Origin of the sequence: Bradyrhizobium manausense (assembly GCF_018131105.1) — a bacterium.
In the GTDB taxonomy this organism is placed as follows: Bacteria; Pseudomonadota; Alphaproteobacteria; order Rhizobiales; family Xanthobacteraceae; genus Bradyrhizobium; species Bradyrhizobium manausense_B.
The window spans coordinates 51,672-74,923 of sequence record NZ_JAFCJI010000002.1 but is presented as its reverse complement, the minus strand read 5'-3'; the positions used below and the strand labels follow the sequence as shown (position 1 = coordinate 74,923).

At 64.1% G+C, this 23,252-nt stretch carries 17 protein-coding genes; 11 read left to right on the top strand and 6 right to left on the bottom strand.

Features of this window, described 5'->3' with window-relative positions; all coding sequences use genetic code 11:
- Positions 1-511: 511 nt before the first annotated feature.
- The 3 genes from JQ631_RS20620 to JQ631_RS20610 form a co-directional block, all read right to left on the bottom strand.
- Entirely contained in the window at positions 512-940 is a 429-nt protein-coding gene (locus JQ631_RS20620) for a GlcG/HbpS family heme-binding protein (RefSeq protein WP_212328726.1), read from the bottom strand.
- Entirely contained in the window at positions 933-3,908 is a 2,976-nt protein-coding gene (locus JQ631_RS20615) for an FAD-binding and (Fe-S)-binding domain-containing protein (RefSeq protein WP_212328725.1), read from the bottom strand. The genes JQ631_RS20620 and JQ631_RS20615 overlap by 8 nt, the downstream gene beginning before the upstream one ends.
- A 107-nt stretch (positions 3,909-4,015) precedes the next feature.
- Positions 4,016-4,753 (bottom strand): GntR family transcriptional regulator, encoded by a 738-nt coding sequence (locus tag JQ631_RS20610; protein ID WP_212331459.1) that lies wholly within the window; start codon positions 4,751-4,753, stop codon positions 4,016-4,018.
- Between the two features lie 133 nt (positions 4,754-4,886).
- Here JQ631_RS20610 and JQ631_RS20605 point away from each other — a divergent pair, with 133 nt between their 5' ends.
- The 9 genes from JQ631_RS20605 to JQ631_RS20565 all read left to right on the top strand — a co-directional run bounded on the left by JQ631_RS20605 (position 4,887) and on the right by JQ631_RS20565 (position 18,437).
- Positions 4,887-6,089 carry a pyridoxal-phosphate-dependent aminotransferase family protein gene (locus tag JQ631_RS20605; protein WP_433995520.1) on the top strand — a complete coding sequence of 401 codons (1,203 nt, stop codon included), beginning with the start codon at positions 4,887-4,889 and terminating at the stop codon, positions 6,087-6,089.
- Between the two features lie 53 nt (positions 6,090-6,142).
- The gene (locus JQ631_RS20600; RefSeq protein WP_212328723.1) at positions 6,143-7,426 is read left to right on the top strand and encodes an MFS transporter; all 1,284 of its coding nucleotides are present in this window, start codon (positions 6,143-6,145) and stop codon (positions 7,424-7,426) included.
- Positions 7,427-7,542: 116 nt separating this feature from the next.
- Complete coding sequence (locus JQ631_RS20595; protein WP_212328722.1) at positions 7,543-8,742, top strand: pyridoxal-phosphate-dependent aminotransferase family protein; 1,200 nt, start codon at positions 7,543-7,545, stop codon at positions 8,740-8,742.
- Between the two features lie 32 nt (positions 8,743-8,774).
- Positions 8,775-9,572: an enoyl-CoA hydratase/isomerase family protein gene (locus JQ631_RS20590; RefSeq protein ID WP_212328721.1), complete on the top strand. Its 798-nt coding sequence runs from the start codon at positions 8,775-8,777 to the stop codon at positions 9,570-9,572.
- A gap of 559 nt (positions 9,573-10,131) precedes the next feature.
- Positions 10,132-14,049: a beta strand repeat-containing protein gene (locus tag JQ631_RS20585; protein WP_212328720.1), complete on the top strand. Its 3,918-nt coding sequence runs from the start codon at positions 10,132-10,134 to the stop codon at positions 14,047-14,049.
- Positions 14,050-14,285: 236 nt separating this feature from the next.
- A complete protein-coding gene (locus JQ631_RS20580) occupies positions 14,286-15,260 on the top strand; it encodes a Bug family tripartite tricarboxylate transporter substrate binding protein (protein ID WP_212328719.1) in 975 nt (324 codons plus the stop codon).
- A gap of 73 nt (positions 15,261-15,333) precedes the next feature.
- A complete protein-coding gene (locus tag JQ631_RS20575) occupies positions 15,334-15,876 on the top strand; it encodes a tripartite tricarboxylate transporter TctB family protein (RefSeq protein WP_212328718.1) in 543 nt (180 codons plus the stop codon).
- An 11-nt stretch (positions 15,877-15,887) separates the two neighbouring features.
- Positions 15,888-17,405 (top strand): tripartite tricarboxylate transporter permease, encoded by a 1,518-nt coding sequence (locus JQ631_RS20570; RefSeq protein ID WP_212328717.1) that lies wholly within the window; start codon positions 15,888-15,890, stop codon positions 17,403-17,405.
- A gap of 165 nt (positions 17,406-17,570) precedes the next feature.
- Positions 17,571-18,437 (top strand): outer membrane protein, encoded by an 867-nt coding sequence (locus tag JQ631_RS20565; RefSeq protein ID WP_212328716.1) that lies wholly within the window; start codon positions 17,571-17,573, stop codon positions 18,435-18,437.
- Positions 18,438-18,735: 298 nt separating this feature from the next.
- Here the strand turns inward: JQ631_RS20565 and JQ631_RS20560 are convergent, their stop codons facing one another.
- Both JQ631_RS20560 and JQ631_RS20555 read right to left on the bottom strand, forming a co-directional pair.
- Complete coding sequence (locus JQ631_RS20560; protein WP_212328715.1) at positions 18,736-19,929, bottom strand: CaiB/BaiF CoA transferase family protein; 1,194 nt, start codon at positions 19,927-19,929, stop codon at positions 18,736-18,738.
- Positions 19,930-20,091: 162 nt separating this feature from the next.
- On the bottom strand, positions 20,092-20,304 hold the full coding sequence (locus tag JQ631_RS20555) for a hypothetical protein (RefSeq protein ID WP_212328714.1): 213 nt from the start codon (positions 20,302-20,304) through the stop codon (positions 20,092-20,094).
- A gap of 581 nt (positions 20,305-20,885) precedes the next feature.
- On the opposite strand from JQ631_RS20555, the gene JQ631_RS20550 reads away from it, so the two are divergent.
- Together JQ631_RS20550 and JQ631_RS20545 are read left to right on the top strand one after the other, a co-directional pair.
- Positions 20,886-21,806: a hypothetical protein gene (locus JQ631_RS20550; protein WP_212328713.1), complete on the top strand. Its 921-nt coding sequence runs from the start codon at positions 20,886-20,888 to the stop codon at positions 21,804-21,806.
- A 278-nt stretch (positions 21,807-22,084) separates the two neighbouring features.
- Complete coding sequence (locus tag JQ631_RS20545) at positions 22,085-22,540, top strand: tetratricopeptide repeat protein (protein WP_212328712.1); 456 nt, start codon at positions 22,085-22,087, stop codon at positions 22,538-22,540.
- Between the two features lie 120 nt (positions 22,541-22,660).
- On the opposite strand, the gene JQ631_RS20540 is transcribed toward JQ631_RS20545, so the two are convergent.
- The gene (locus tag JQ631_RS20540) at positions 22,661-23,248 is read right to left on the bottom strand and encodes a prepilin peptidase (RefSeq protein WP_212328711.1); all 588 of its coding nucleotides are present in this window, start codon (positions 23,246-23,248) and stop codon (positions 22,661-22,663) included.
- Positions 23,249-23,252 lie beyond the last annotated feature (4 nt).

The following is a 23,252-nucleotide window of genomic DNA, read 5'->3' as shown; positions in this document are numbered from 1 at the left end:
GCACCGCGCCGGTTGACGCCAATGCCGCGTCCGCAAGACTTGACCGTAGCGACGACGGCCAGGACCACACGGTTTTGCCGTACGCAGGCTGACCCTGCTTCGCCCTAAAGGGGCTTCGCAGGGCTTTGGCGCCGTTCGTACAACGCGGCTTGCGAGAGGCTCACGGGGGTCGGCTCAATCCATCGCCCCGCCCTGCGTCTCACATCCGCGACGGCGCTGCCCAGCGTCCACCGCGACCCGATCCGCGGTTCGTGACGACGTACGACCGCCCCTTTCGCCGGATCAGGATGGCTGGTGTGTACGATAAAACCGAAATTCGGTAAAGTGGAATATTTTGGTTGCGATGGTTGACCGAGCGATTGGGTGTTTTGCCCGTCGGGCAACCCAAGCACTGGTGCGTAGGGTAGCCGTGGGCCGCGCAAAGCGCGGTCGGAGGCGTAACCCACCTTGTTTCGGCGAATGCGGGACGAAGTGGTGGGTTACGCCTCCGGCTAACCCACCCTACGGCATCTCAGCCCGCGTTGGCCTTCAGGTCCGCCGCCTGGATGCCGGCGACCGCACAGGCCTCGTCATTATCAGACGTGTCACCGGAGACGCCGACAGCCCCGAGCAGGGTCGCGCCGTCCATGATCAGCACGCCGCCGGGGACCGGCACAAGAGCGCCCTTGGCGATGGTGTTCACGGCGTCGATGAAATAGGCCTGCTCCTGCGCCCGCTGGTACAATGCGCGCGAGCCCATGCCCATCGCGAGCGCGCCGTAGGCCTTGCCGTGCGCGATCTCGGCGCGCATCAGGCTGGTGCCGTCCTGCGCGGCGGCGATCTTGAGCACGCCGCGCGCGTCCAGGATGGTGACGACCAGCGGCTTCAGCTTGAGCTCGGTGGATTTGGCGAAGGCGGCGTCGAGGATTTTTCGGGCGGCGTCGAGTGTGAGGTCAGCCATGGCTTGTTTCCTTTGCAGCTGGTGAAGTGGAATTGGCTTTTGCGCGATCGAGGCTCATCGCCAGCACGCGGGCGACGTGGAGCGCCTCGCGCTGGGCGCCGTCGTGGATCTGGTGGCGGCAGGAGGTGCCGTCGGCAACGACCAGCGTCGTCTGGTCCGCGCGGCGCACGGCGGGTAGCAACGACAGCTCGGCCATCTCGATCGAGGCGTCATAGGTGTCGGCGCCATAGCCGAACGCGCCGGCCATGCCGCAGCAGCTGGACTCGATGGTCTCGACCTCGAGGCCGGGGACAAGCCGCAGCACCTGCTCGACCGGTTTGAAGGCGCCGAAGGATTTTTGGTGGCAATGGCCGTGGACGACGGCCTTGTCGGTGACGGTGCCGAGCGCGAGTTGCAGCCTTCCAGCCTCCGCCTCGCGGACCAGAAATTCCTCGAAGGTCAGCGCGTGCGCGCCGACAGCCTTGGCGTCGTTGTCCTTGCGCAGCGAGGCCAGCTCGTCGCGCAGCGTCAGCAGGCAGCTTGGTTCAAGGCCGACGATCGGCACGCCGCGTGCGGCGAACGGCGCAAAGGCCGCCACCAGCCGATCGAGCTCGAATCTGGCTTCATCGACGAGTCCGGCCGAGAGGAAGGTGCGGCCGCAGCAGAGCGGGCGGCTGCCGCTCACAGGCTTCGGCATATGCACGCGATAGCCGCCGGCCGCGAGCACGCGCAGCGCGGCGTCGAGATTTTCCCGCTCGTAGATGCGATTGAAGGTGTCGGCGAACAGGACGACTTCGCGGCCGGCCTCCGGTCCGATCGATTCGGCTGATGGTACGAACACGTCGCTGCGGAAGGCGGGCAGGGCGCGACGGGCGCTGATGCCGGCGAAGCGCTCGAACAGCTTTCGGAGCAGCAGGCTATGGTTGCGCAAATTGGCCAGCGGCGCGAAGCGCGAGGCGAGGCCGGCGTAACGCGGGAGATAGCCGACCAGGCGATCGCGCAAGGTCAGTCCGTGCGAGGCGGCGCGTGCGGCCAATACCTCGATCTTCATCTTGGCCATGTCGACGCCAACAGGGCATTCGTGGCGGCAGGCCTTGCAGGAGACGCAAAGTTTCAGCGTGTCCATCATCTCGTCGGAGGCGAGCGCGTCGGGGCCGAGCTGGCCTGATATCGCCAGCCGCAGCGTGTTGGCGCGGCCTCGGGTGACGTCCTTCTCGTTGCGCGTGGCGCGATAGGACGGGCACATCACGCCGCCCTCGAGCTTGCGGCAGGCGCCATTGTTGTTGCACATCTCGACCGCGCCCTGGAAACCGCCGCCGGCGCCGGGCCAGGCGGACCAGTCGAGCTTCGTCTTGAGGTCGGCGACGCGATAGTCCGGCTTGAAACGGAACAGCGAGCGGTCGTCCATCCTGGGCGCGTCGACGATCTTGCCGGGATTGAGCACGCCATCGGGATCGAAGCGATGCTTCACTTCCCTGAAATCAGCGACGAGACGTTCGCCGAACATGGTCTCGTGGAATTCCGAGCGCACCAGGCCGTCGCCATGCTCGCCGGAATGCGAGCCCTTGTACTCGCGCACCAGGGCAAAGGCTTCTTCGGCGATGGCGCGCATCGCCTTGACGTCCTTCTCGAGCTTGAGGTTCAGTACGGGGCGCACGTGCAGGCAGCCCTCGGAGGCGTGCGCATACATCGTGCCGCTGGTGCCGTGCCTGGCGAAGACGTCGTTCAGTCGCTGGGTATAGTCGGCGAGATGCGGCAGCGGCACGGCGCAGTCCTCGACGAAGGAGACGGGCTTGCCCTCCTGCTTCATCGACATCATGACGTTGAGGCCGGCGGCGCGGAAGTCGGCGATGCCGCTCTGGAGCGCCGGCTCGGTGATCTCGACGACGCCGCCCCATTTGCTGACATCGTTGGTCCAGCCGAAGCCGAGATCGCCCATCAGCTCGTTGAGTTGCTTGAGGCGCACCAGATTATCGGCCTGGTCTTCTTCCGCGAACTCGACCACCAGAACGGCATCCGGATCGCCCTTGATCGCGGCCGAGATGATCGGCTTGAACATCGCGATGTCGCGGCCGAGCGCGAGCATGGTGCGATCGACCAGCTCGACTGCGATCGGCTTCAGCTTGACCAGATGCTGGGCCGCGTCCATCGCCTCGTAGAAGCTGCCGAAATGGCAGATTCCGAGCGCCTTGTTGCGGATCACGGGCCACAGCTTCAGCTCGACCTTGGTGGTGAAGGCCAGCGTGCCTTCGGAGCCGACCAGCAGATGCGCCATGTTGTTGCGCGCATTGCGCGGCGTGAGCGCATCGAGATTGTAGCCGCCGACGCGACGCTGCACTTTTGGGAATCGTGCGGCGATCTCGTCGGCTTCGCGCGCGCCGAGATCGAGCATGTCGCGGAATATCGCGCGCATGTTCTCGCCGGCGTCGAAATCGGAGAGATCGCGCGAGACCTCGCCGAAACGACTCAGCGTGCCGTCGGCGAGCGAGGCCTCCAGAGACAGCGTGTTGTCGCGCATGGTGCCGTAGCGAAGCGAGCGGCCGCCGCAGGAATTGTTGCCGGCCATGCCGCCGATGGTGGCGCGCGAGGCCGTGGAGACGTCGACCGGAAACCACAGGCCGTGCTTTTTGAGCTGGCGGTTGAGGTCGTCGAGCACGATGCCGGGCTCGACCACGCAGGTGCGGCCGGCGACGTCGAGCGACAGGATCCTGTTGAGGTGCTTCGAGAGATCGACCACGAGCCCGTCGTTGACGGTCTGGCCGCATTGCGAGGTGCCGCCGCCGCGCGGGGTGACCTTCACGCCCTCGTCGCGGGCGATCGCCAGCGCCAGCAGCGCCTCGTCCATGGTTTTGGGGACGACCACGCCTGACGGCACGATCTGGTAGAACGAGGCGTCGGTGGCGTAGCGGCCGCGACTGAAACCGTCGAACAGGACGTCGCCGGTCATGTCCGCGCGCAGGCGCCGTTCGAGCGAGGAGGCGTTTGTCATCCCTGATCCCGGATTGATCCCAGGCGGCCTCTGGGCCTCGCTGGAATATTCATTCTTGTTCCCGATCGATTATATTATGAATTCAAAATTGGCAAGCTGAGCGGTCGTCAGGGCGCCGCCGGCGCGTCCTGTGGGGGCTCGGCGAGGTGTTCGATCGCCGCCGCCCGCTTGTTGCGCAGGTGCTGGAACAGGATATCGCTCAGCTCGCTGGCCGCGCGGCGGCGGAGGGCGTCCAGGATCGCCTCGTGCTCGCGCATCGCCTCCGCCCAGCGCTGCCGCTTGCGGGCGAAATTGGCGGAATAGCGGACCCGGCGGATCCGGCCGGCGAAGTTGGCGTAGGCCGTCTTCAGCGTCTCGTTGCGTGCGGCCGCGACGATGCTCTCGTGGATGCGCTGGTTGGTCTGGAAATAGCCGTGCATGTCGCGATGCAGATAGTGGCCGTACATCTCGTAATGCAGCTGCTCGATCGCGGTGATTTCCTCATCCGTAATAGCCTCGCAGGCAAGGCGTCCGGCGAGGCTCTCGAGGCCCGCCATCACGTCGAACAGCTCTTCCAGGTCGCGCTGACTGAGCCGGCGCACGCGGGCGCCGCGGTTCGGCAGCAATTCGATCAGGCCCTCGGCGGCGAGAACCTTCAGCGCCTCGCGCAGCGGCGTGCGGGAGATGCCGAGCATCTCGCAGAGCTGGCGCTCGGGAACGCGCGCGCCATCGGGAATATGGCCTTCCACGACATAGTCGCGCAGCCGCAGCAGGATCTCGCCATGGAGCGACGCTGACTCGCGGTCGCCGCCATTTGCGGCGGATGGGGTAATGGGAACCCCGGTGTCGGGAATCGTGGATTTCATTTGCAGCACAATAGTTTGCTCGGCTAATCGCGTCGACGTCCACAATCGAATACCAAATTTCGATTGAAAGTACAAAAAATGAATGCAAAATAGCTCACTGAGCCGGCCAGAGTCCGTTGCCAGGGAGGTTTTCATGCATCAGGGACGCCATTTCCTTCAAATTCCGGGCCCGAGCCCGGTCCCGGATCGCGTCCTGCGCGCCATGGACATGCCTGTGATCGACCACCGGAGCGCCGAATTCGGCGCGCTCGGCCGGACCGTGCTCGAAGGCAGCCAGAGAATTTTCCAGACCAAGGGGCCAGTCATCATCTTCCCCTCGTCAGGGACGGGCGCCTGGGAGGCCGCGATCGTCAACACGCTGTCGCCGGGCGACAAGGTGCTGATGGTCGAGACCGGCCATTTCGCCACGCTGTGGCGGCAGATGGCGGGCCGCTTCGGCATCGAGGTCGATTTCGTGCCCGGTGATTGGCGCCGCGGCGCCGATCCTGATGTGATCGAGGCCAGGCTCACCGGGGATAAGGCGCGCGCCATCAAGGCCGTCATGGTCGTGCACAACGAGACCTCGACCGGCGCGACCAGCCGCATCGCCGAGATTCGTGCTGCGATCGACCGCGCCTCGCATCCGGCCCTGCTGATGGTCGACACCATCTCCTCGCTCGGCTCGGTCGACTACCGCCATGACGAGTGGAAGGTCGATGTCAGTGTCAGCTGCTCGCAGAAGGGCTTCATGCTGCCGCCGGGCCTCGGCTTCAACGCGATCTCGGAGAAGGCGCGTGCGGCTGCCAAGACCAACAAGATGCCACGCTCCTATTTCGACTGGGAGGAGATGCTCAAGCCGAACGCCAACGGCTTCTTCCCCTACACGCCGGCGACGAACCTGCTCTACGGCCTGCGCGAGGCGATCGCGATGCTGCTGGAGGAGGGGCTCGACAACGTGTTCGCCCGGCATCAGCGGCTCGCCGCCGCGACGCGCGCCGCCGTCAATCATTGGGGCCTCGAAGTGCTCTGCCAGGAGTCGTCGGAATTCTCGCCGGTGCTGACAGCGGTGCTGATGCCGCCCGGCCATGATGCCGATCAGTTCCGCAAGATCGTGCTCGAGAATTACAACATGTCGCTCGGCTCGGGCCTGTCGAGGGTCGCCGGAAAGGTCTTCCGCATCGGCCACCTCGGCGAGTGCAATGCGCTGACCCTGCTCGGTGCGCTGACCGGCGTGGAGATGGGCCTGTCGGTCGCCGGCGTGCCGCACCGCTCCGGCGGCGTCGATGTCGCGATGAAGCTCCTGGAGCAGCGCCCGCAAGGCAACGCATCGCCGCATCTGAAAGTGGTCGGCACTTGAGCTCGCGCGGGACACGCGGGCGACAATCATAAAAGCGATCAGGGAGGGTGGAGATGGGTATCAGGTTCAAGGCCACGCATGTCGTGCTGGCGATGCTCTGCGCGATGTATTTCATTACCTATGTCGACCGGGTGAACATCGGCACCGCCGCGAGCGAGATCCAGAAGGAGCTCAGTCTTTCCAACACGCAACTCGGCCTCGTCTTCTCCGCCTTCGCCTATCCCTATCTTCTGTTCCAGGTGATCGGCGGCTGGGTCGGCGATCGCTTCGGTCCGCGCAAGACGCTGTTCTGGTGCGGCATGATCTGGGCGGCCGCCACCATCATGACCGGCTTCGTGCACGGTCTCTTTGCACTGTTCATCGCGCGCTTCGCGCTCGGCTTCGGCGAGGGCGCGACGTTTCCGACGGCGACGCGCGCGATGCAATACTGGACGCCGGCAAACCGCCGCGGCTTCGCGCAAGGTCTGACCCATTCCTTTGCCCGGCTGGGCAACGCCGTGACGCCGCCGGTGGTGGCGCTCTTGATCCTGTGGCTGACCTGGCGCGGCGCGTTCGTGGTGCTGGGCTGCGTCAGCCTGGTCTGGGGTGTGATCTGGGTCTGGTACTTCCGCAACGAGCCGAAGGACCATGCTTCGATCACGCAAGCCGAGCTTGCCGCGCTGCCCGTGCGCCCGACCGGCGAGCGGCCGCGCGTGCCGTGGGGACCGCTGTTGGGGCGGATGTGGCCGGTGACGCTGACCTATTTCTGCTACGGCTGGTGCCTGTGGTTGTATCTCAACTGGCTGCCGCTGTTCTTCAAGAACAACTACAATCTCGACATCAAGAACTCGGCGCTGTTCGCCTCCGGCGTGTTCTTCGCCGGCGTGATCGGCGACAGTGTCGGCGGCGTGATCTCGGACAGGATCCTCGACCGCACCGGCAATGTCCGCCTGGCGCGGCTCAGCGTCACCGTTGCAGGATTTACGGGGGCGCTGATCTCGCTGTTCCCGATCCTGTTCGTCCACGACATCACGATCGTGGCGTTGTGCCTGTCGGCCGGCTTCTTCTGTGCCGAGTTGGTGATCGGCCCGATGTGGTCGATCCCGATGGACATCGCCCCGAAATACTCGGGGACCGCGTCGGGTCTGATGAACACGGGCTCGGCCTTTGCTGCGATCGTTTCGCCGCTGGTCGCGGGCTTCGTGATCGACGCGACCGGCAACTGGTACCTGCCGTTCCTGATGTCGATGGGGCTGTTGCTGCTCGGCGGCGTCTCGGCCTTCCTGATGCACCCGGAGCGCCCGTTTACGGACGCGGAAGGCAGGTTGCCCACGGGCAAGGTGGTGGCCGCGGAGTAGGGCCGGCGGAGGGGCCCCGGTTATGCATGGGAGTCGCCCTTTGGAGAGGGGACAAGCCGGTCAAATGGTGCTATTCGGCGGCCATCAAAACCAGGGCTAGACCGGGAAGGACGCCTATGACCGTGCATACTGGAAGGCATTTTCTCCAGATTCCAGGACCGACCAACGTGCCCGACCGCGTGCTGCGGGCGATGGACATGCCGACGCTGGATCATCGCGGTCCGGAGTTCGCCGAGCTCGGTTTCGCGGTCCTGGCCTCGATGCAGCGGGTGTTCCGCACCAAGCAGCCCGTGATCATTTTCCCCTCGTCCGGCACCGGCGCCTGGGAAGCGGCCATGGTCAACGTGTTCGCCCCCGGCGACAAGGTGCTGATGTGCGAGACCGGCCAGTTCGCCGTGCTGTGGCGCGGCATCGCCGACAAGTTCAAGCTCGACGTCGACTTCATCCCGAGCGACTGGCGCCATGGCGCCGACCTCGCCGAGATCGAGAAGCGCCTTGCCGCCGACAAGCAGCACACGATCAAGGCGGTTTGCATCGTCCACAACGAGACCTCGACCGGTTGCGTGACGCCGCCACTCGAAGTGCGCCAGCTGCTCGACCGCGTCAAACATCCGGCGCTGTTGATGGTCGACACCATCTCGGGCCTCGGCTCGATCGAATACGAGCACGACGCCTGGGGCATCGACGTCTCCGTTGCCGGCTCGCAGAAGGGCCTGATGCTGCCGCCCGGCCTCGGCTTCAACGCCGTCTCGGAGAAGGCGCTCAACGTCGCCAAGGCCAATCCCGGCATGCGCTCCTACTGGGATTGGCAGGAGGTCATCTCCTTCAACAAGCTCGGCACCTTCCCCTACACGCCCGCGACCAATCTGCTCTACGGGTTGCGCGAAGCGGTGAAGATGCTCGAGGAAGAAGGTCTCGAGAACGTCTGGTCCCGCCACAAGCGTCACGGTGCGGCGACGCGCGCGGCGGCCAAGGTCTGGGGCCTGGAGACGCAGTGCGTCGATCCCGCCGCGCATTCGCCGGCGCTGACCGGCGTGCGCGTGCCTGACGGCTTTGATGCCGACGCCTTCCGCAAGGTGGTGCTGGATAACTTCGACATGTCGCTCGGCACCGGCCTGAACAAGGTCAAGGGCAAGGTGTTCCGCATCGGTCATATCGGCCATTTCAACGATCTGATGCTGATGGGCACGCTCGCCGGCGTCGAGATGGGCCTGGACCTTGCAAAGATTCCGCACCGGAGCGGCGGCGTGCTGGCGGCCATGGACGTCCTGAAGGGACGCGACGCGGTGCCGATGGCCAAAGCCCAGGTGGCTTGAACGATCCAACTTGAAGAAGAAGTGAGCGCGCGATGAACGCACCGACGACCCCTAACGAAGACCTGCTCTACTCCGTCACGGACGGCATCGCGCGGATCACCTTCAACCGCCCGCAGGCGCGCAACGCCATGACTTTCGCCATGTATGACCGCATGGCGGAGATCTGCAATGAGATCAACACAGACCGCTCGATCAAGGCGCTGATCATCACCGGCGCCGGCGACAAGGCATTTGCCTCCGGCACCGACATTTCGCAATTCCGTGCCTTCAAGACGGCGCAGGACGCGCTCGATTATGAGTCGCGCATCGACCGCGTGCTGGGCACGCTCGAACTGTGCCGCGTGCCGGTGATTGCGGCGATCGCCGGCGCCTGCACGGGCGGCGGCGCCGGCATCGCGGCCTGCTGCGACTTGCGGATCGGCACCGAGACGACGCGCATGGGCTTTCCGATCGCACGCACGCTCGGCAACTGCCTGTCGATGTCGAACATCAGCCGCATCGTCGCGCTGGTCGGACCTGCCCGCACCAAGGACATGATCTTCAGGGCGCGTCTGGTCGAGGCGCAGGAAGCGCTGTCGCTCGGCCTGCTCACCGAAATCGTACCTGACGTCGAGACGCTGCAGCGTCGCGCCGATGAGACCGCAAAGCTCGTTGCAAGCCATGCACCGCTCACGATGGAGACGGCCAAGGAGGCGGTGCGCCGCATCCGTCCGACACTGTCGCGCGAGCAGGGCCAGGACCTTATCCTGAAAGCCTATATGAGCGAAGATTTCCGCGAGGGCATGGACGCCTTCCTCAACAAGCGCAAGCCGAACTGGAAGGGCCAGTAGCGCAGATCCCTGTTTCGCGCCAACGCAGGCTTGGCGCGAGGCGGGCGCGCGATCGCTCGCGCGCTTCGTCTGCCGCTCCGCGTAATTCCAATTGTCACAAATCTTTCAAATGGTTCCGTCGCCTGGAACCGCGATTGCGCGCGGGCGCGGCCACGCGTTTACGTTGACGACGCGACGAGCTCAGGCATAAGATCGTGGAGGTTGCATTCCACCGTCCTATTTCTCCCCGGAAACGGGCCGGCCGGCTGATTTTCAAGTCCCGTCGAATTTAACGGCATGTATTGCGTGGGATGTTCCGGCCGACCGTGCTGCAACCTGAGTCATTGAGCTGAAATTGAACTGAAGATCTAGCGACGTACGTTCGACGATGCGAGCCGCGCCAGAATTTCATTGCTGCTGACCCATCCCGACGCCGGGCACGGCCGCGCCACCAAGCCACGACACTGAGATTCTGAAGTCAGGACTGTTGGATCTCGTCCGATCTCTCGGACCGATTAGTCGCGTCGCCGCGTCATCGTGCGGCGGCGTCTTCATGGCAAACGCAGGCAGGAATTTTTCCATGACCAATCACACGCCGGTTTTTACCTCCTCATCCGCCACAGGCAGTTTCACCGAATTCGCCGACACCACCGATTCCACGACGTTGCACACGCTGTCAGGCACGATGAGTTTCAAGGACAGCGACAAGACCGATACCCACACGACGTCGGCGACGCTGCAATCCGCAGTGTTGTCCAGTGGAACGATCATTCCGGCGGCATCGCTGGCGCATTTCCAGACCGCGATGCATTCACAGATTCTCAGCGATTCAAACGGGTCGGGCCAGCTCAAATGGAATTTCAGCGACGCGGATGACGATTTCGATTTCCTTGCGAAGAACCAGACGCTGGTCCTGACCTACGATATCACGGTTTCCGACAATCACGGCGGCACCGCGATCCAGACCGTCAAGGTTACCGTCACCGGCACCGACGACAAGCCGGTCATCAACATGACGACGATGGCGACCGTCACCGAGCAGGCCAACCAGACCCTCTCGCTCTCGCCCGACACGGTCCACGTCGCGCTCAACTTCACCGACGACGACCTCACCAACACCGGGTACACCGCGACCGTGATCGGCGTTTCCGCTTCCGGCGCTACTGCGGGCCTGTTGCCGGGCCCGTTCGGGGACGCCGCGCTGATGGCGTTCTATCACGTCGACAACGTCATCAAGGCTTCCGGCTCCAGCGCCGGCACCATCAACACCACTTTCTCGGCGCCCGATCTCGCCTTCGACTATCTTGCAGCCGGCCAGCATCTCGACATCACCTACACCGTGCAGCTCGACGATCATGCCGGCGGGATCTCGACACAGACGGTCATGGTCACGGTGGTCGGCACCAATGACAAACCGGTCTACCTGTCGTGCCCGGAAACGGCCGCTCTCGTCGAAGATCAAAACGTCGATCCGAGCGGCAATCTGACCGCGCATGACAGCCTGCTGTTTTCCGATATCGATCTGGCGGATGCGCACGGCGTTTCGACCACGGTCACGGCCACCCGTTCGGGCGGCGGTGCGATCCCGCTGACCAATGCGCAGTTATTGGCCGCGTTCGGCACTTCGCTCCATGACTCGACCGGGCATCTGATCGGCGACGTCGACTGGAATTTCGCGCTTCCCAACTCCGAGGCCAATTTCCTCAACGGCGGCGAGACGCTCAAGCTCGTCTATCACGTCACGGTCGACGACGGTAACGGTGGCTCTGCCACGCAGGACGTCACCGTCACCATCCTCGGCGTCAACCATCCCGTCGTGATCACCAGCAGCCCGGAATCCTCCACCGTCGCAGAGCAGGACGCCACCACGGGCTCCTCAGCACCCGACACGACGCCGACGACCCCTGCGGGCACGCTCGCCTTCACCGACCAGGACATCAGCGACACGCACACGGTGACGGTGGCACTGGATTCGAGCACCGGGCCGACACCGCCGGCGGCGACGCAGGCCGATCTCGCCGCAGCGTTGACGATGACATTGCACGATTCCACGGGCACCGGCTCGGGCGCCATCGATTGGAATTTCGCCATTGCCGACAACGACCTCGATTATCTCGCGGCCGGCGAGACGCTGACGGTGAACTACGACATCAAGGTCGCGGACGGCTCGACCAGCTCGACGCAGACCGTGTCTGTCGTCATCACCGGCGCCAATGACGCGCCTGTCATCACCAGCGGACCGGAATCGGCGTCGCTGTCCGAGCAGACCGGCGTCACCGGGTCGAGCGCGATCGATACGACGAGCCCAGTGCCGACGGGAACGCTTGCCTTCTCCGACGTCGATCTGTCCGATGTGCACTTTGTTGGCGTCGCGCTGGATTCGGCGACGTGGTCGGCGAATCCCGGCTTCGTACCCGATGATACGCTGGCGGACCTCCAGACTGCGTTGAGCACAGTCTTGCATGACTCGACCGGAACGGGCACGGGGGCCGTCGACTGGACATTCGCCATCAAGGACGGTGATCTCGACTTCCTGAGCGCCGGTGAGACCCTCACTGTCCAATATGACGTTACGGTTGCCGACGGCAGCACGACCTCGACGCAGACTGTGACGGTCATGATCGACGGCGCGTCGGATCCACTGCTGGTGACTCCGGTCGCGGTCGGGATATCCGACACTGCGGTGACGGATACCGGCGCCGTGCTGGCCAGCGGCGGCATCGCGGATGTGAGCCATCCGATCGACCTGTCGACGCCGCGCAGCATCTCGGAAGTGAACGGCAGCGCCGCCAATGTCGGCACGTTGGTCGCCGGTACCTATGGCTCGTTGCAGCTCAACGCGGACGGCAGCTACGCCTATTACGCCAATGCCTCGGTCGATCCGCTGCAGGCCGGCGACAATGTCAGCGACCAGTTCAATTTCACGGTCGATGACGGCCAGGGCCATCAGGCGACGACGACGCTGACCTTCAACATTGCCGGCGCTGACGACTTCCCGGTCGTCACGGCGGCCAATGTGAGTGGGTCGGTCACCGAGGATGCCGGCCCTGCGGCTATCGTCAACGGCGATTTCGAGACCGGCAACCTGTCGGGCTGGTCCACCAGCGGTTCGCACATCCAGGTCACGCAGTTCGAGCTCGGTGGCAGCTTCGGGCATTACTCGGTACAGCTCTCACCGACCGGCAGCGAGGAGACGTTGTCCCAGGACGTCGCGACGACGCCCGGACAGCACTATTTCCTCAGTTTCGATCTCATCGGCGATCCCGAAGGCACCAATACACCGCTTACGGTCACCTGGGACGGCGTCCAACTGATGTCGGTGGGCAGCGTGGCGCCAGGGATCCATCACTTTGCTTTCGACGTTTCCGGCGATCCCTTGCTGTCGGCGTCGACACTGCAATTCTCCTACGCCGACGATGCCGACGGCATGATCCTGGACTCCGTCAATGTCAGCCCGGCAACGGGACCCGCGACCGAATCCACCGCGGGTTCGATTTCCTTCTCCGACGCCGAGACCACCGATGTCCACACCGCGAGCTTCGTGGCCGCAAGCAGCGGCTATGTCGGCGCATTCTCCCTCGATCCGGTGAGCGAGGCCGGAGGGACGGGCTCCGTCGGCTGGCACTTCACGGTGAACAACGCCGACATCCAGTTCCTGGCACAAGGCCAGACGCTGACCCAGGACTATTTCGTCACGATCGACGATGGTCACGGCGGCACGGTCATGCAGGATGTTACGGTCACCCTCAACGGCACCAACGATGCGCCGACCGCGGTCGGTGAAACCGTGGTCACGGATGTCGGCGCCGGCGGCTCGGTCACGATCCCCGGCTGGGCGCTGGCGTTAAACGACACCGATCCCGATACGACCGATCACCTCGCGCTTGGTGCGGTCACGGCGAGCTCCGGTGGCAGCGCCAGTGCTGCCTTGGGACAGGCCGCCTTCACCGATGATGCGACGCCCGGCGGATCGTTCGACTACACGAGTTCAGACGGGATGACGACGTCGGCGAATGCTGCAACCGCGACCATCGTCAATAATCCGACGTCCGCAACCACGCTGACTGCGGCGAGTGGCGACAGCATCCTGATCGCGACCCAGGGCAGCGAGCAACTCGTCGGCGGTGCGGGCAACGATGTCCTCATCGGCACGTCCAGCGGCAACGTGATGAGCGGTGGCGGTGGCAACGACACCTTTTCTTTCCTCCAGCCTCAGACCGCGCCTGGCCAGATCACCGACTTCAACACCACCACCGAACACGATCACATCGCGATCTCGGCAAATGGTTTCGGCGGTGGCCTGACGGCGGGGATGGACGTGACGTCGACATTCGAGAGTTCGGCCGACAATAACTTCTCCGGTGCGGCCGAATTCCACTTCGATACGACCAGCCAGACGCTCTATTTCAGCGCTGACGCGACCCAGGGCTCGGCGCAGGCGATCGTGGCCGTTCAGCTCGGGGCGGTGATCAACTCGCACGACATCCTGATCGTCTAGCCGCGCGACACACCGCCTTTGCGAGATAGGCGCGGGCTCCGCAGGGGGCCCGCGCTTTGTTTGCGGGCCGCCGCACTTGCAATCGATCTCATTCCAAAGTCATAAGCGGTGCGACGCCGGGCGGCTTGAACTGGCCGGCGTTCGCCCGCACAATGCAGTTCGTCTTTGGCTTTAACGAATTGCCAATCCGAACAAGAACATAGACAAGAATTTGGAGTGGACGCGTGGGACATGGAATGAAAGCCGCATTGACCGTGGCGGCTGCGCTTTGGGTTGCGCCGGCCGTCGCCGGCTGGGAACCGACCAAGCCCGTCGAGATCGTGGTGGCGGCGGGCGCGGGCGGCGCCTCCGACCAGATGGCGCGGATGATGCAGGCCGCGATCCAGAAGAATAATCTGATGAAGCAGCCCATGGTGGTCTCGCTCAAGGGCGGTGCGTCGGGTGCTGAAGCGCTGATGTACATGAAATCGAGCGAGGGCGATCCGAACAAGGTGCTGATCGCATATTCGCTGATCTACATGCTGCCGCTCTCGGCGAAGATCCCGTTCAACTGGCGCGAACTGACTCCGGTCTCGGTGATCGCGCTCGATCAGTTCGTGCTGTGGGACAACAGCGCCGGCCCCAAGACCGTGAAGGAGTTCGTCGCGGCTGCGAAGGCCGCGAGCGCGCCGTTCAAGATGGGCGGCACCGGCTCCAAGCGCGAGGACCACGTGCTGACCGTTTTCCTCGAGCAGAAGACCGGCGCGAAATTCTCCTATCTGCCGTACAAGTCCGGCGGCGAGGCCGCGACCCAACTCGTCGGCAACCACACCGAATCCAACGTCAACAACCCCAGCGAAAATCTCGAAGTCTGGCGCGCCGGCCAGGTGCGGCCGCTCTGCGTGTTCGACAAGGAGCGCATCTCGTACACCGGCAAGGTGACGGACACGCAATCGTGGGCCGACATCCCGACCTGCAAGGAGGAGGGAATCGACGTCCAGTATCTGATGCTGCGCGCGATGTTCCTGCCCGGCAAGGTCACGCCAGAGCAGCAGGCGTTCTATGTCGAGCTGTTCCACAAGGTGACGCAGACCGCGGAATACAAGGAGTATATGGAAAAGCAGGCGCTAAAGCCGATCTTCCTCACCGGCAAGGACATGGTGCAATTCCTCGAGGAGGACGATGCCACCAACAAGTCGCTGATGACGGAAGCCGGTTTCGTCGCGAAGTAACCGCTCTTCTTTCTTCTCCCTCTCCCCGCAGGCGGGAAGAGGGAGAATTGACCACACTCCGTCCCAACAGAGCATGTCCCAAACCGATCTTGAAATCGTCGTCGACGATCCGACCGCGCCTGAAGACAACTCGCCCTCCGTCGCAAGCTCCGGCACCGTCGAAATCATCGTCTGCCTGCTGCTGCTCGCGCTGGCCGCCGTCCTCGGCTACGACAATTGGCGCACCGGTGCCTCCTGGGATTCAACCGGGCCCGAGCCCGGCTATTTTCCGTTCTATCTCTCCCTCGTCCTCGGTGGTGCCAGCCTCTACGGCCTGATCGCAGCGTTCCTCGCGCGCCGCGGAGCAGGCGAAACCTTCATCACGCGGGCGCAGGCGCGCCGGGTGATGGCGGTGTTCGTGCCGACACTGCTGTTCTGCCTGGTGACGCAGTTCCTCGGCCTCTATGTCGCGAGCTTCCTGCTGATCGCGGGCTTCATGCGCCTCGTCGGCAAGATTGCGCTGTGGAAGTCTCTGCTCACCGCTTTCCTGTTCACGGCGATCATGTTCGTCACCTTCGATATCGCCTTCGACGTCATCATGCCGAAGGGACCGCTCGAAGCGGCCTTCGGCTACTAGGCGGATCCGCGATGGAAGCTTTCGGTCTCCTGCTTCACGGCTTCGCCGTCCTGCTGACGTGGAAGACGCTCGTGCTGATGATGGTCGGGCTGGTGCTCGGTATTTTCGTCGGCGTGCTGCCCGGGCTCGGCGGCCCCAACGGCGTCGCCATCCTGCTGCCGCTCACCTTCACGATGGATCCGACCTCGGCGATCGTGATGTTGTCCTGCATCTATTGGGGCGCGCTGTTCGGCGGCGCCATCACCTCGATCCTGTTCAACATCCCCGGTGAAGCCTGGTCGGTTGCCACCACCTTCGACGGCTATCCGATGGCGCAACAGGGCAGGGCGGCGGAGGCGCTGACGGCGGCGTTCACCTCCTCCTTCATCGGCTCGCTGGTTGCGGTGCTGCTCATCACCTTCCTCGCGCCGATGATCTCGTCCTTTGCGCTGAAGTTCGGTCCGCCCGAGTTCTTCGCGGTGTATCTCCTGACGTTCTGCTCCTTCGTCGGCCTCGGGCGCGAAGCCAAGCACAAGACGGTCATCTCGATGTCGCTCGGCCTTCTGCTCGCCGGCATCGGCATGGACACGGTGTCGGGCCAACTGCGCATGACCTTCGGCTCGGCTGAGCTCTTGCGCGGCATCAACTTCCTCGTCGCCGTGATCGGCCTGTTCGGTATCAGCGAGATCCTGCTGACGATGGAGGAGCGGCTGGCGCTGCGCGGACATGCGGCCAGCATTTCGCTCCGCGTCGTACTGAGCGTGTGGAAGGATCTGCCGAAATATTGGGTGACGCTGGTGCGCTCCTCCTTCATCGGCTGCTGGCTCGGCATCACGCCGGGCGGTGCGATCGCGGCGTCCTTCATGGGCTACAATCTCGCCAAGCGTTTCGCGAAGGAGCCCGAGAGCTTCGGCAAGGGCCGTATCGAGGGCGTGTTCGCGCCGGAGACGGCGGCGCATGCCTCCGGCACGTCGGCGCTGCTGCCGATGCTGGCGCTCGGCATTCCCGGTTCCGGCACGGCCGCGATCCTGCTCGGCGGGTTGATGGTGTGGGGGCTCAATCCCGGCCCGTTGCTGTTCGTCGAGCACAAGGATTTCGTCTGGGGCCTGATCGCCTCGATGTATCTCGGCAATGTCGTCGGCCTCGTGCTGGTGCTGACAACGGTGCCGATCTTCGCCTCGATCCTGCGCGTGCCGTTTGCGGCGGTCGCGCCGATGATCGTGGTGTCCTGCGCGATCGGCGCTTATGCGATCCAGAACGCGATGTTCGACATCTGGCTGATGCTGGGCTTCGGTGTCGTCGGTTACGTCTTCAAGAAGATCGGCATTCCACTGGCGCCATTCACGCTGGCGCTCGTGCTCGGCAATCGCGCCGAGGACGCCTTCCGCCTGTCGATGATCGGCGCCGGTGGCGACCTCAAGGTGTTCTGGTCGAACGGCCTGGTCGGCTCGATCACGACGCTGGCGATCGTGCTGCTGTTCTGGCCCGTTATCGACGGCCTGCTCGCCCGCGTCGGATGGACGCAACGGACCAGGGCGACATCGCGCTAGGGACGCCAAACGATCTCCTTTGAAATCAATTATATAGCGGATTGGTGGTGTTCCGGTATGGGCGCCACCTCAGATCGATTGTTTCCAAATGTTGCCGGGGCGGCACAGCGCCCGGGTTCCCGGTACCGTATCTTTTGGTCACGAAATCGTGCGAGGGGGAATTCCATGAAGCGGATCGTGATTGGAATGGCAGCGGCGATGTCGCTGTTCGCAACGGGCGCATTGGCTGCCGATCTGGCAGCGAGGCCCTACGTCAAGGCACCGGTCATGGTCGACCCGGTCTGGAGCTGGACCGGTTTCTATGTCGGCGCCAACGGCGGCTACAGCTGGGGCCGTTCGCGGACCGACGTTTCCTATTTCAACACCGGAACCGGCGCGCCGATCGTGCCGCCGGCCGGCTCCATCACCAGTGCATCGTTCGACATGAACGGCGGCGTCGCTGGCGGTCAAGCCGGCTACAATTGGCAGGTTACAAACTGGGTGCTCGGTGTCGAAGGCGACCTGCAATGGTCGGGTGAGAAGGGCCGCGCAGGTTATCTCTGCTCCACCGGCGGCGGTTCCCTGATTTGTATGCCTCCGATCACCTTCCTTCCGGGCGGCGCGGCCGGCACCGCGCTGGTGGTTGACCAGAGCCTGCAATGGTTCGGTACCCTGCGCGGCCGGGCCGGGATTCTGGCGACCCCGAAGGTGCTGTTCTACGGCACCGGCGGTCTCGCTTTCGGTGAAATCAAGACCACGGGCACCATGGCGGGCTTCAACGCGGCGGGCGGTGCGATCGGCTCGGTCGGCTCGACCTCGACGACGCGCGCCGGCTGGACGGTGGGCGTGGGTATCGAGGGCAAGATCACGCAGAACTGGAGCGCCAAGCTCGAATATCTCTACATGGATCTCGGACGCTACAGCTCCGGTCCGTTCACGCTCGCGCCGGCGGGCTCGACGATCGCGGCCAACGTATCGTCGCGCTTCACCGACAACATCCTGCGCGCCGGCATCAACTATCAATTTGGCGGCCCCGTGGTCGCGAGATACTGAAATCAACAGAGGCGTCCAACAGAAGCAAAGCCCGGCTCGCGCCGGGCTTTGTCGTTTCCGGATGACGATCTCTGAGATCGTCCGCGTCGCGCGAGCATGGTTCGCGTCTGCAAGCGTCCTTCGAACCGCTGACATTCGAACGCAGGGCGCGAAGCGAAAGCCCTCCATAGTGTCGTCACGCTGAATCGCTCAAGCATCACTCCCGCAGGCGAGCGGACAGCGCGATTGATCGAGGGAAGAATTTGATGACACGGACCTAGAGCGCGGGCGCGTTCGGAGTGTTGCTCGCACGAGGCGATTACACCACCTTGGCGTCCCTGAGCTTTGCGATTTCGTCTGCGCCGAAGCCGAACTCCTTCAGCACCTCGTCGGTCTGCTCGCCGAACTCCGGCGGCCGTGCCACCATTTTGCTCGGCGTGCGCGACAGCGTCACGGGCTGGCCGACCAGGCGGATATGCCGTTCCTCGTCGTTGGGCACGTCCTGCGCGATGCCGAGATGCTTGACTTGCGCGTCCTCGAACATCTGGTCGATGGCGTAGATCGGCCCGCAGGGAACGCCGGCCTCGTTGAGCTCGCGGACCCAGGTCTCGGTCGGCTTGGTCACGGTGCGCTTCTCGATTTCGGCGTTGAGCGCGTTGCGGTTCCTGGAGCGGTCAGGCGCCGTCTTATAATCGGGGTGGCTGTAGAGCTCCGGCGCGCCGATCGCCTGCGCGCAACGTTCCCAGATCCGTCCGCCTGTCGTGGCGATGTTGATGTAGCCGTCGGAGGTCTTGAACACGCCGGTCGGGATGCTGGTCGGATGGTTGTTGCCGGCCTGCCTGGCGACTTCCTTCTCCATCAGCCAGCGCGCGGCCTGGAAGTCGAGCATGAAGATCTGGGCCTGGAGCAGCGAGGTCTGGACCCACTGGCCCTTGCCCGAGACCTCGCGTTCGAGCAGCGCGGTGAGGATGCCCATGGCGCAGAACAGGCCCGCGGTGAGGTCGGCAACGGGAATGCCGACCCGCATCGGGCCTTCCCCCGGCGCACCCGTGATCGACATCAGCCCACCCATGCCCTGTGCGATCTGATCGAAGCCCGGCCGCTTGTGATAGGGCCCATCCTGGCCGAAGCCCGAGATGCTGCCATAGACGATGCGCGGATTGATCTCGCGCAGGCTTTCATAGTCGATACCGAGCTTCTTCTTCACGTCGGGGCGGAAATTCTCGACCACGACGTCGGCCTTGGCCGCGAGGCGCTTGAACACGGCGAGCCCGCGCTCATCCTTCAGGTTCAGCGTCATCGCCCGCTTGTTGCGGTGCAAATTCTGGAAGTCGGCGCCGCCCCGCGGCCCGCCCGGCTGCTCGCCGCCGGAATCCTCGGTGAGCGCGTCGATCTTGATCACGGTGGCGCCCCAATCCGCGAGCTGGCGCACACAGGTCGGCCCGGAGCGGACCCGGGTCAGATCGAGCACGGTGAACCGCGACAGGGCTTCGGAGGCATGCGGAAAGGGCATCTTGGTTGGCTCCAGGAACAGATTTCGAGCCACCATAGTGCCGAAAGATCGTGCGGCAAGCATTGGCTGCAGCAGCCAGCCATGCGCCGATCTCGAAAAGATATTGCGGAACGAGCCCTTGCGCCACCCGGCGGAAGTCGTGTCGCTTTGCCGTGACGTTGCCTAGCGCGACAGGCGGCTGAGGTCGGCCTGCGCTTTCGCGGCCAGCGGGTCGTCACCGTGACGCGCGATGAAGAGTTCGTAGGCTTCCGCCGTGTTCTTGCGACGGGCCGCTTCGTATTCCTCCACCACTGCGATAGACGGATCCCGGGCGAGTGGAACCGTCGCCCGAGGCCTTTCACTGGCGCCTTCGGCCGCTATGGCTTTCGAATCCATGACGGACAATCCTCCAGAGCTGGTGAGGGCGAATATCGTGCCGAGAGTACTAGCTAAGAGTCGAAGTATCTTCATGGTCACCTCTGCGGCCACAACTCTGTGCGATATCCGTCCGCTGCTGAACCGACGGAGCCTTGCCAGATCGACTGCATAAAAGTGCACACGTAGGCAAAAAGTTTGATCGATTTCAATCGTCGCGAGCAAGTGCGACGGTTGAGCGAGCCGGTCCCGTACCTCATGTCACCATCGCAAAGCGGCAGAAAAAAGCGGCCGACGACTTGAACCTCCCTAAGGTTGCAAAGACAAATCGAAGCAGGTTCCAGCGTGCGATGAGCTTACTCGGGATCACTGTGGGCAAGACGGTCATCCGCCTATGACGGCTCTAAAACCCTGACATTGATCTGATATAGTTTCCTGCGAAACAACAAGAAGTCCACGACCAAACGAATTGCGCAAATTTGACGGGGGTCTGTCCAGTTTTTTCAAACTCTTCCGCTGTCCCGTGCCTCCTTGAGCTATGTGCATCTGCTCGCGGAACGACTGCATTATTGAGTAAATCTCATCATTGAAGGAGACTTAGCATGCGTCGCATTGCCCTGGTGGCTTTGGCCGTCGGATTCTTCCTTCCTATCCTCGCGTCGGCACCCGCCAACGCACAAGCGACCCGAACCTGGGTGTCGGGCGTCGGTGATGACGCGAATCCCTGCAGCCGCACTGCACCCTGCAAGACTTTCGCCGGTGCAATCTCCAAGACCGCCGCAGCCGGCGAAATCAACTGCCTGGATCCGGGTGGCTTCGGCGCAGTGACGGTGACCAAGTCGATGACGATCTCCTGTGAGGCGGGAACGGCCGGCGTGCTGGTGTCCGGCACCAACGGCATCATCTTCAGCGCGGGCGCGACCGACTATCTCTTTCTCAAGGGGCTCGATATTGAAGGGCTTGGCACAGGCATTAACGGAATCAGCTTCATCAACGGCGGATTTCTCCACGTCGAGGATTGCGTGATCCGGCACTTCACGAGCAACGGCATCTCGATTACGGCGGGTGGCACGACCGGCTTCACGATTAGCCGCACAACAGTGTTCAGCAATGGCAACGGCGCCACTGGCACCGGCATCAATGTTGCGCCGCCGGCCGGCGGGACCAGCAAGGGCGTGATCGAGCGCGTCATCGCTGACCGCAACACCGTCGGTATTTCGGGCAACGCGACCGGCGGCAATGTGAACGTCAACATCTACGACAGCGCCGTGACAAGCAACACTCTTGCAGGAATCGTCGCGACCGGCGGAGCCGGAGCTGCGAACGTGATGGTCATGCGCGCGACGGCCTCCAATAACGCCACCGGCATTCAGAACAATGGCGGTAACGCTGTGCTCCGCGTCGGAGAGAGTGCGATCCAGGGCAACGGGAACGGCGTGGCGGGTACGGTGGCGTCCTATGGGACCAACCAGCTGGACGGCAACAACTCCAACGGCACTTTCACGTCGACCCCGTTGAAGTAGGTCGTCGTCCGACCGCCTCGAATCATGCGCTCCGGACGATAATATCGTCCGGAGCGTTTTTATTTGTCTGCACTCGCCGTCGAGCCCCTGCGCGAGATCACGTGTTGGGACCCTCATTGAAGCCGCTGCTCTGGATTCCCTCACGCGGCCAGATTAGTCTTGCGCGCGTGCAGGGAAGGACGGGCATGACAATTTCAGACCGATGCGAGGCTGGGAGCCGGCGCCACGCCGGACCTTTGCGACGCGCTGGACGGGCGCTTGCCGTTGTCGCGGCGCTCATGCTCCTGCCCGCGATGCCGGTCGGTGCCCAATCGCTCGGGCGGGGCGTCGCGGCCTTGCAGCGGCAGGACTATGCGACCGCGTCGCGCGTCTTCATCCCGCTCGCCGAGCGGGGCAACGCGGCGGCGCAGTCCTATCTCGGCTTCCTGTTCGAGACCGGCCGTGGCGTGCCGCAGAATTATACGGAAGCCGCGATGTGGTACCGCCGGGCGGCGGAGCAGGGCGATGCCCGCGCGCAATATTCGCTGGGGCTGCTCTACGACCGCGGCTTCGGCGTGCCGCAGGACATCGTCGAAGCCTCCAAATGGCTGAACCTGTCGGCCGCGGCCTCGCCGCCGCGGGTGCGGGAGTCCCGGGCCCGGATCCGCGACGCCGTCACCACCAAGATGACGCGCGGCGAGATCGCCCAGGCCCGCCTGCGGGCGCTGGAATGGGCGCCCAGCCGCGAGCATTGATACGCCGGGGCTCAGCGTCCGACAAAAAGTCGAAAACAACCCCATGCACAGTAGAAGGTCGAGGCAGGCGACTTACGCCGCGAAGAGGATTTGCCCTGACGGCATCGGGCCTTAGCCCGGTCAGCCGCCGAGCCAGTTCAGATACCAGGTCTCGGCCAGCCAGCCGATCCAGATCGACGGCGCCAGAAACAGTCCGAACGGCAGGAAGGCGGTCCCACGCAGCGGTTTGCGCTGCAATGCGGCGGTGGCGACATAGGCACCGATCGCCAGCAGCGCCGCCAGCTCGATCACCGCGGCCACTGTCGCCAGGTCCAGCCAGGCCCCGCAGACCGCCGCGAGCTTGACGTCGCCGAGCCCGAGCCCGTCCCGGCCGCGCCAGCGCCGATAGGCCAGCATCAGGAGCAGCAGCGGAAGCGCCACGGCCACGGCGCGCACGAGCGGCCAGAGCAGCGCCACGGCGCCGGCATCGGGCACGGCAGTGGCGCCGCGAAGCAGGGCGAGCGCGAAGGCGGCTCCGCTCAGCTCGTTCGGGATCAAATAGTAGCGCGCATCGTTCGCGGCGATGGCCACCATGAGAGCGGCCAGGAACGCACCATAGAGTCCTTCCGCGGCCGGTGCCGTGACGAGGCTCGCGAACACGCCGACGAGCAACGCGATGCTGAGCACCAGCGGCGCGCGTATCCCGTCATGCGCATTGTCGTCGGTCACGCCG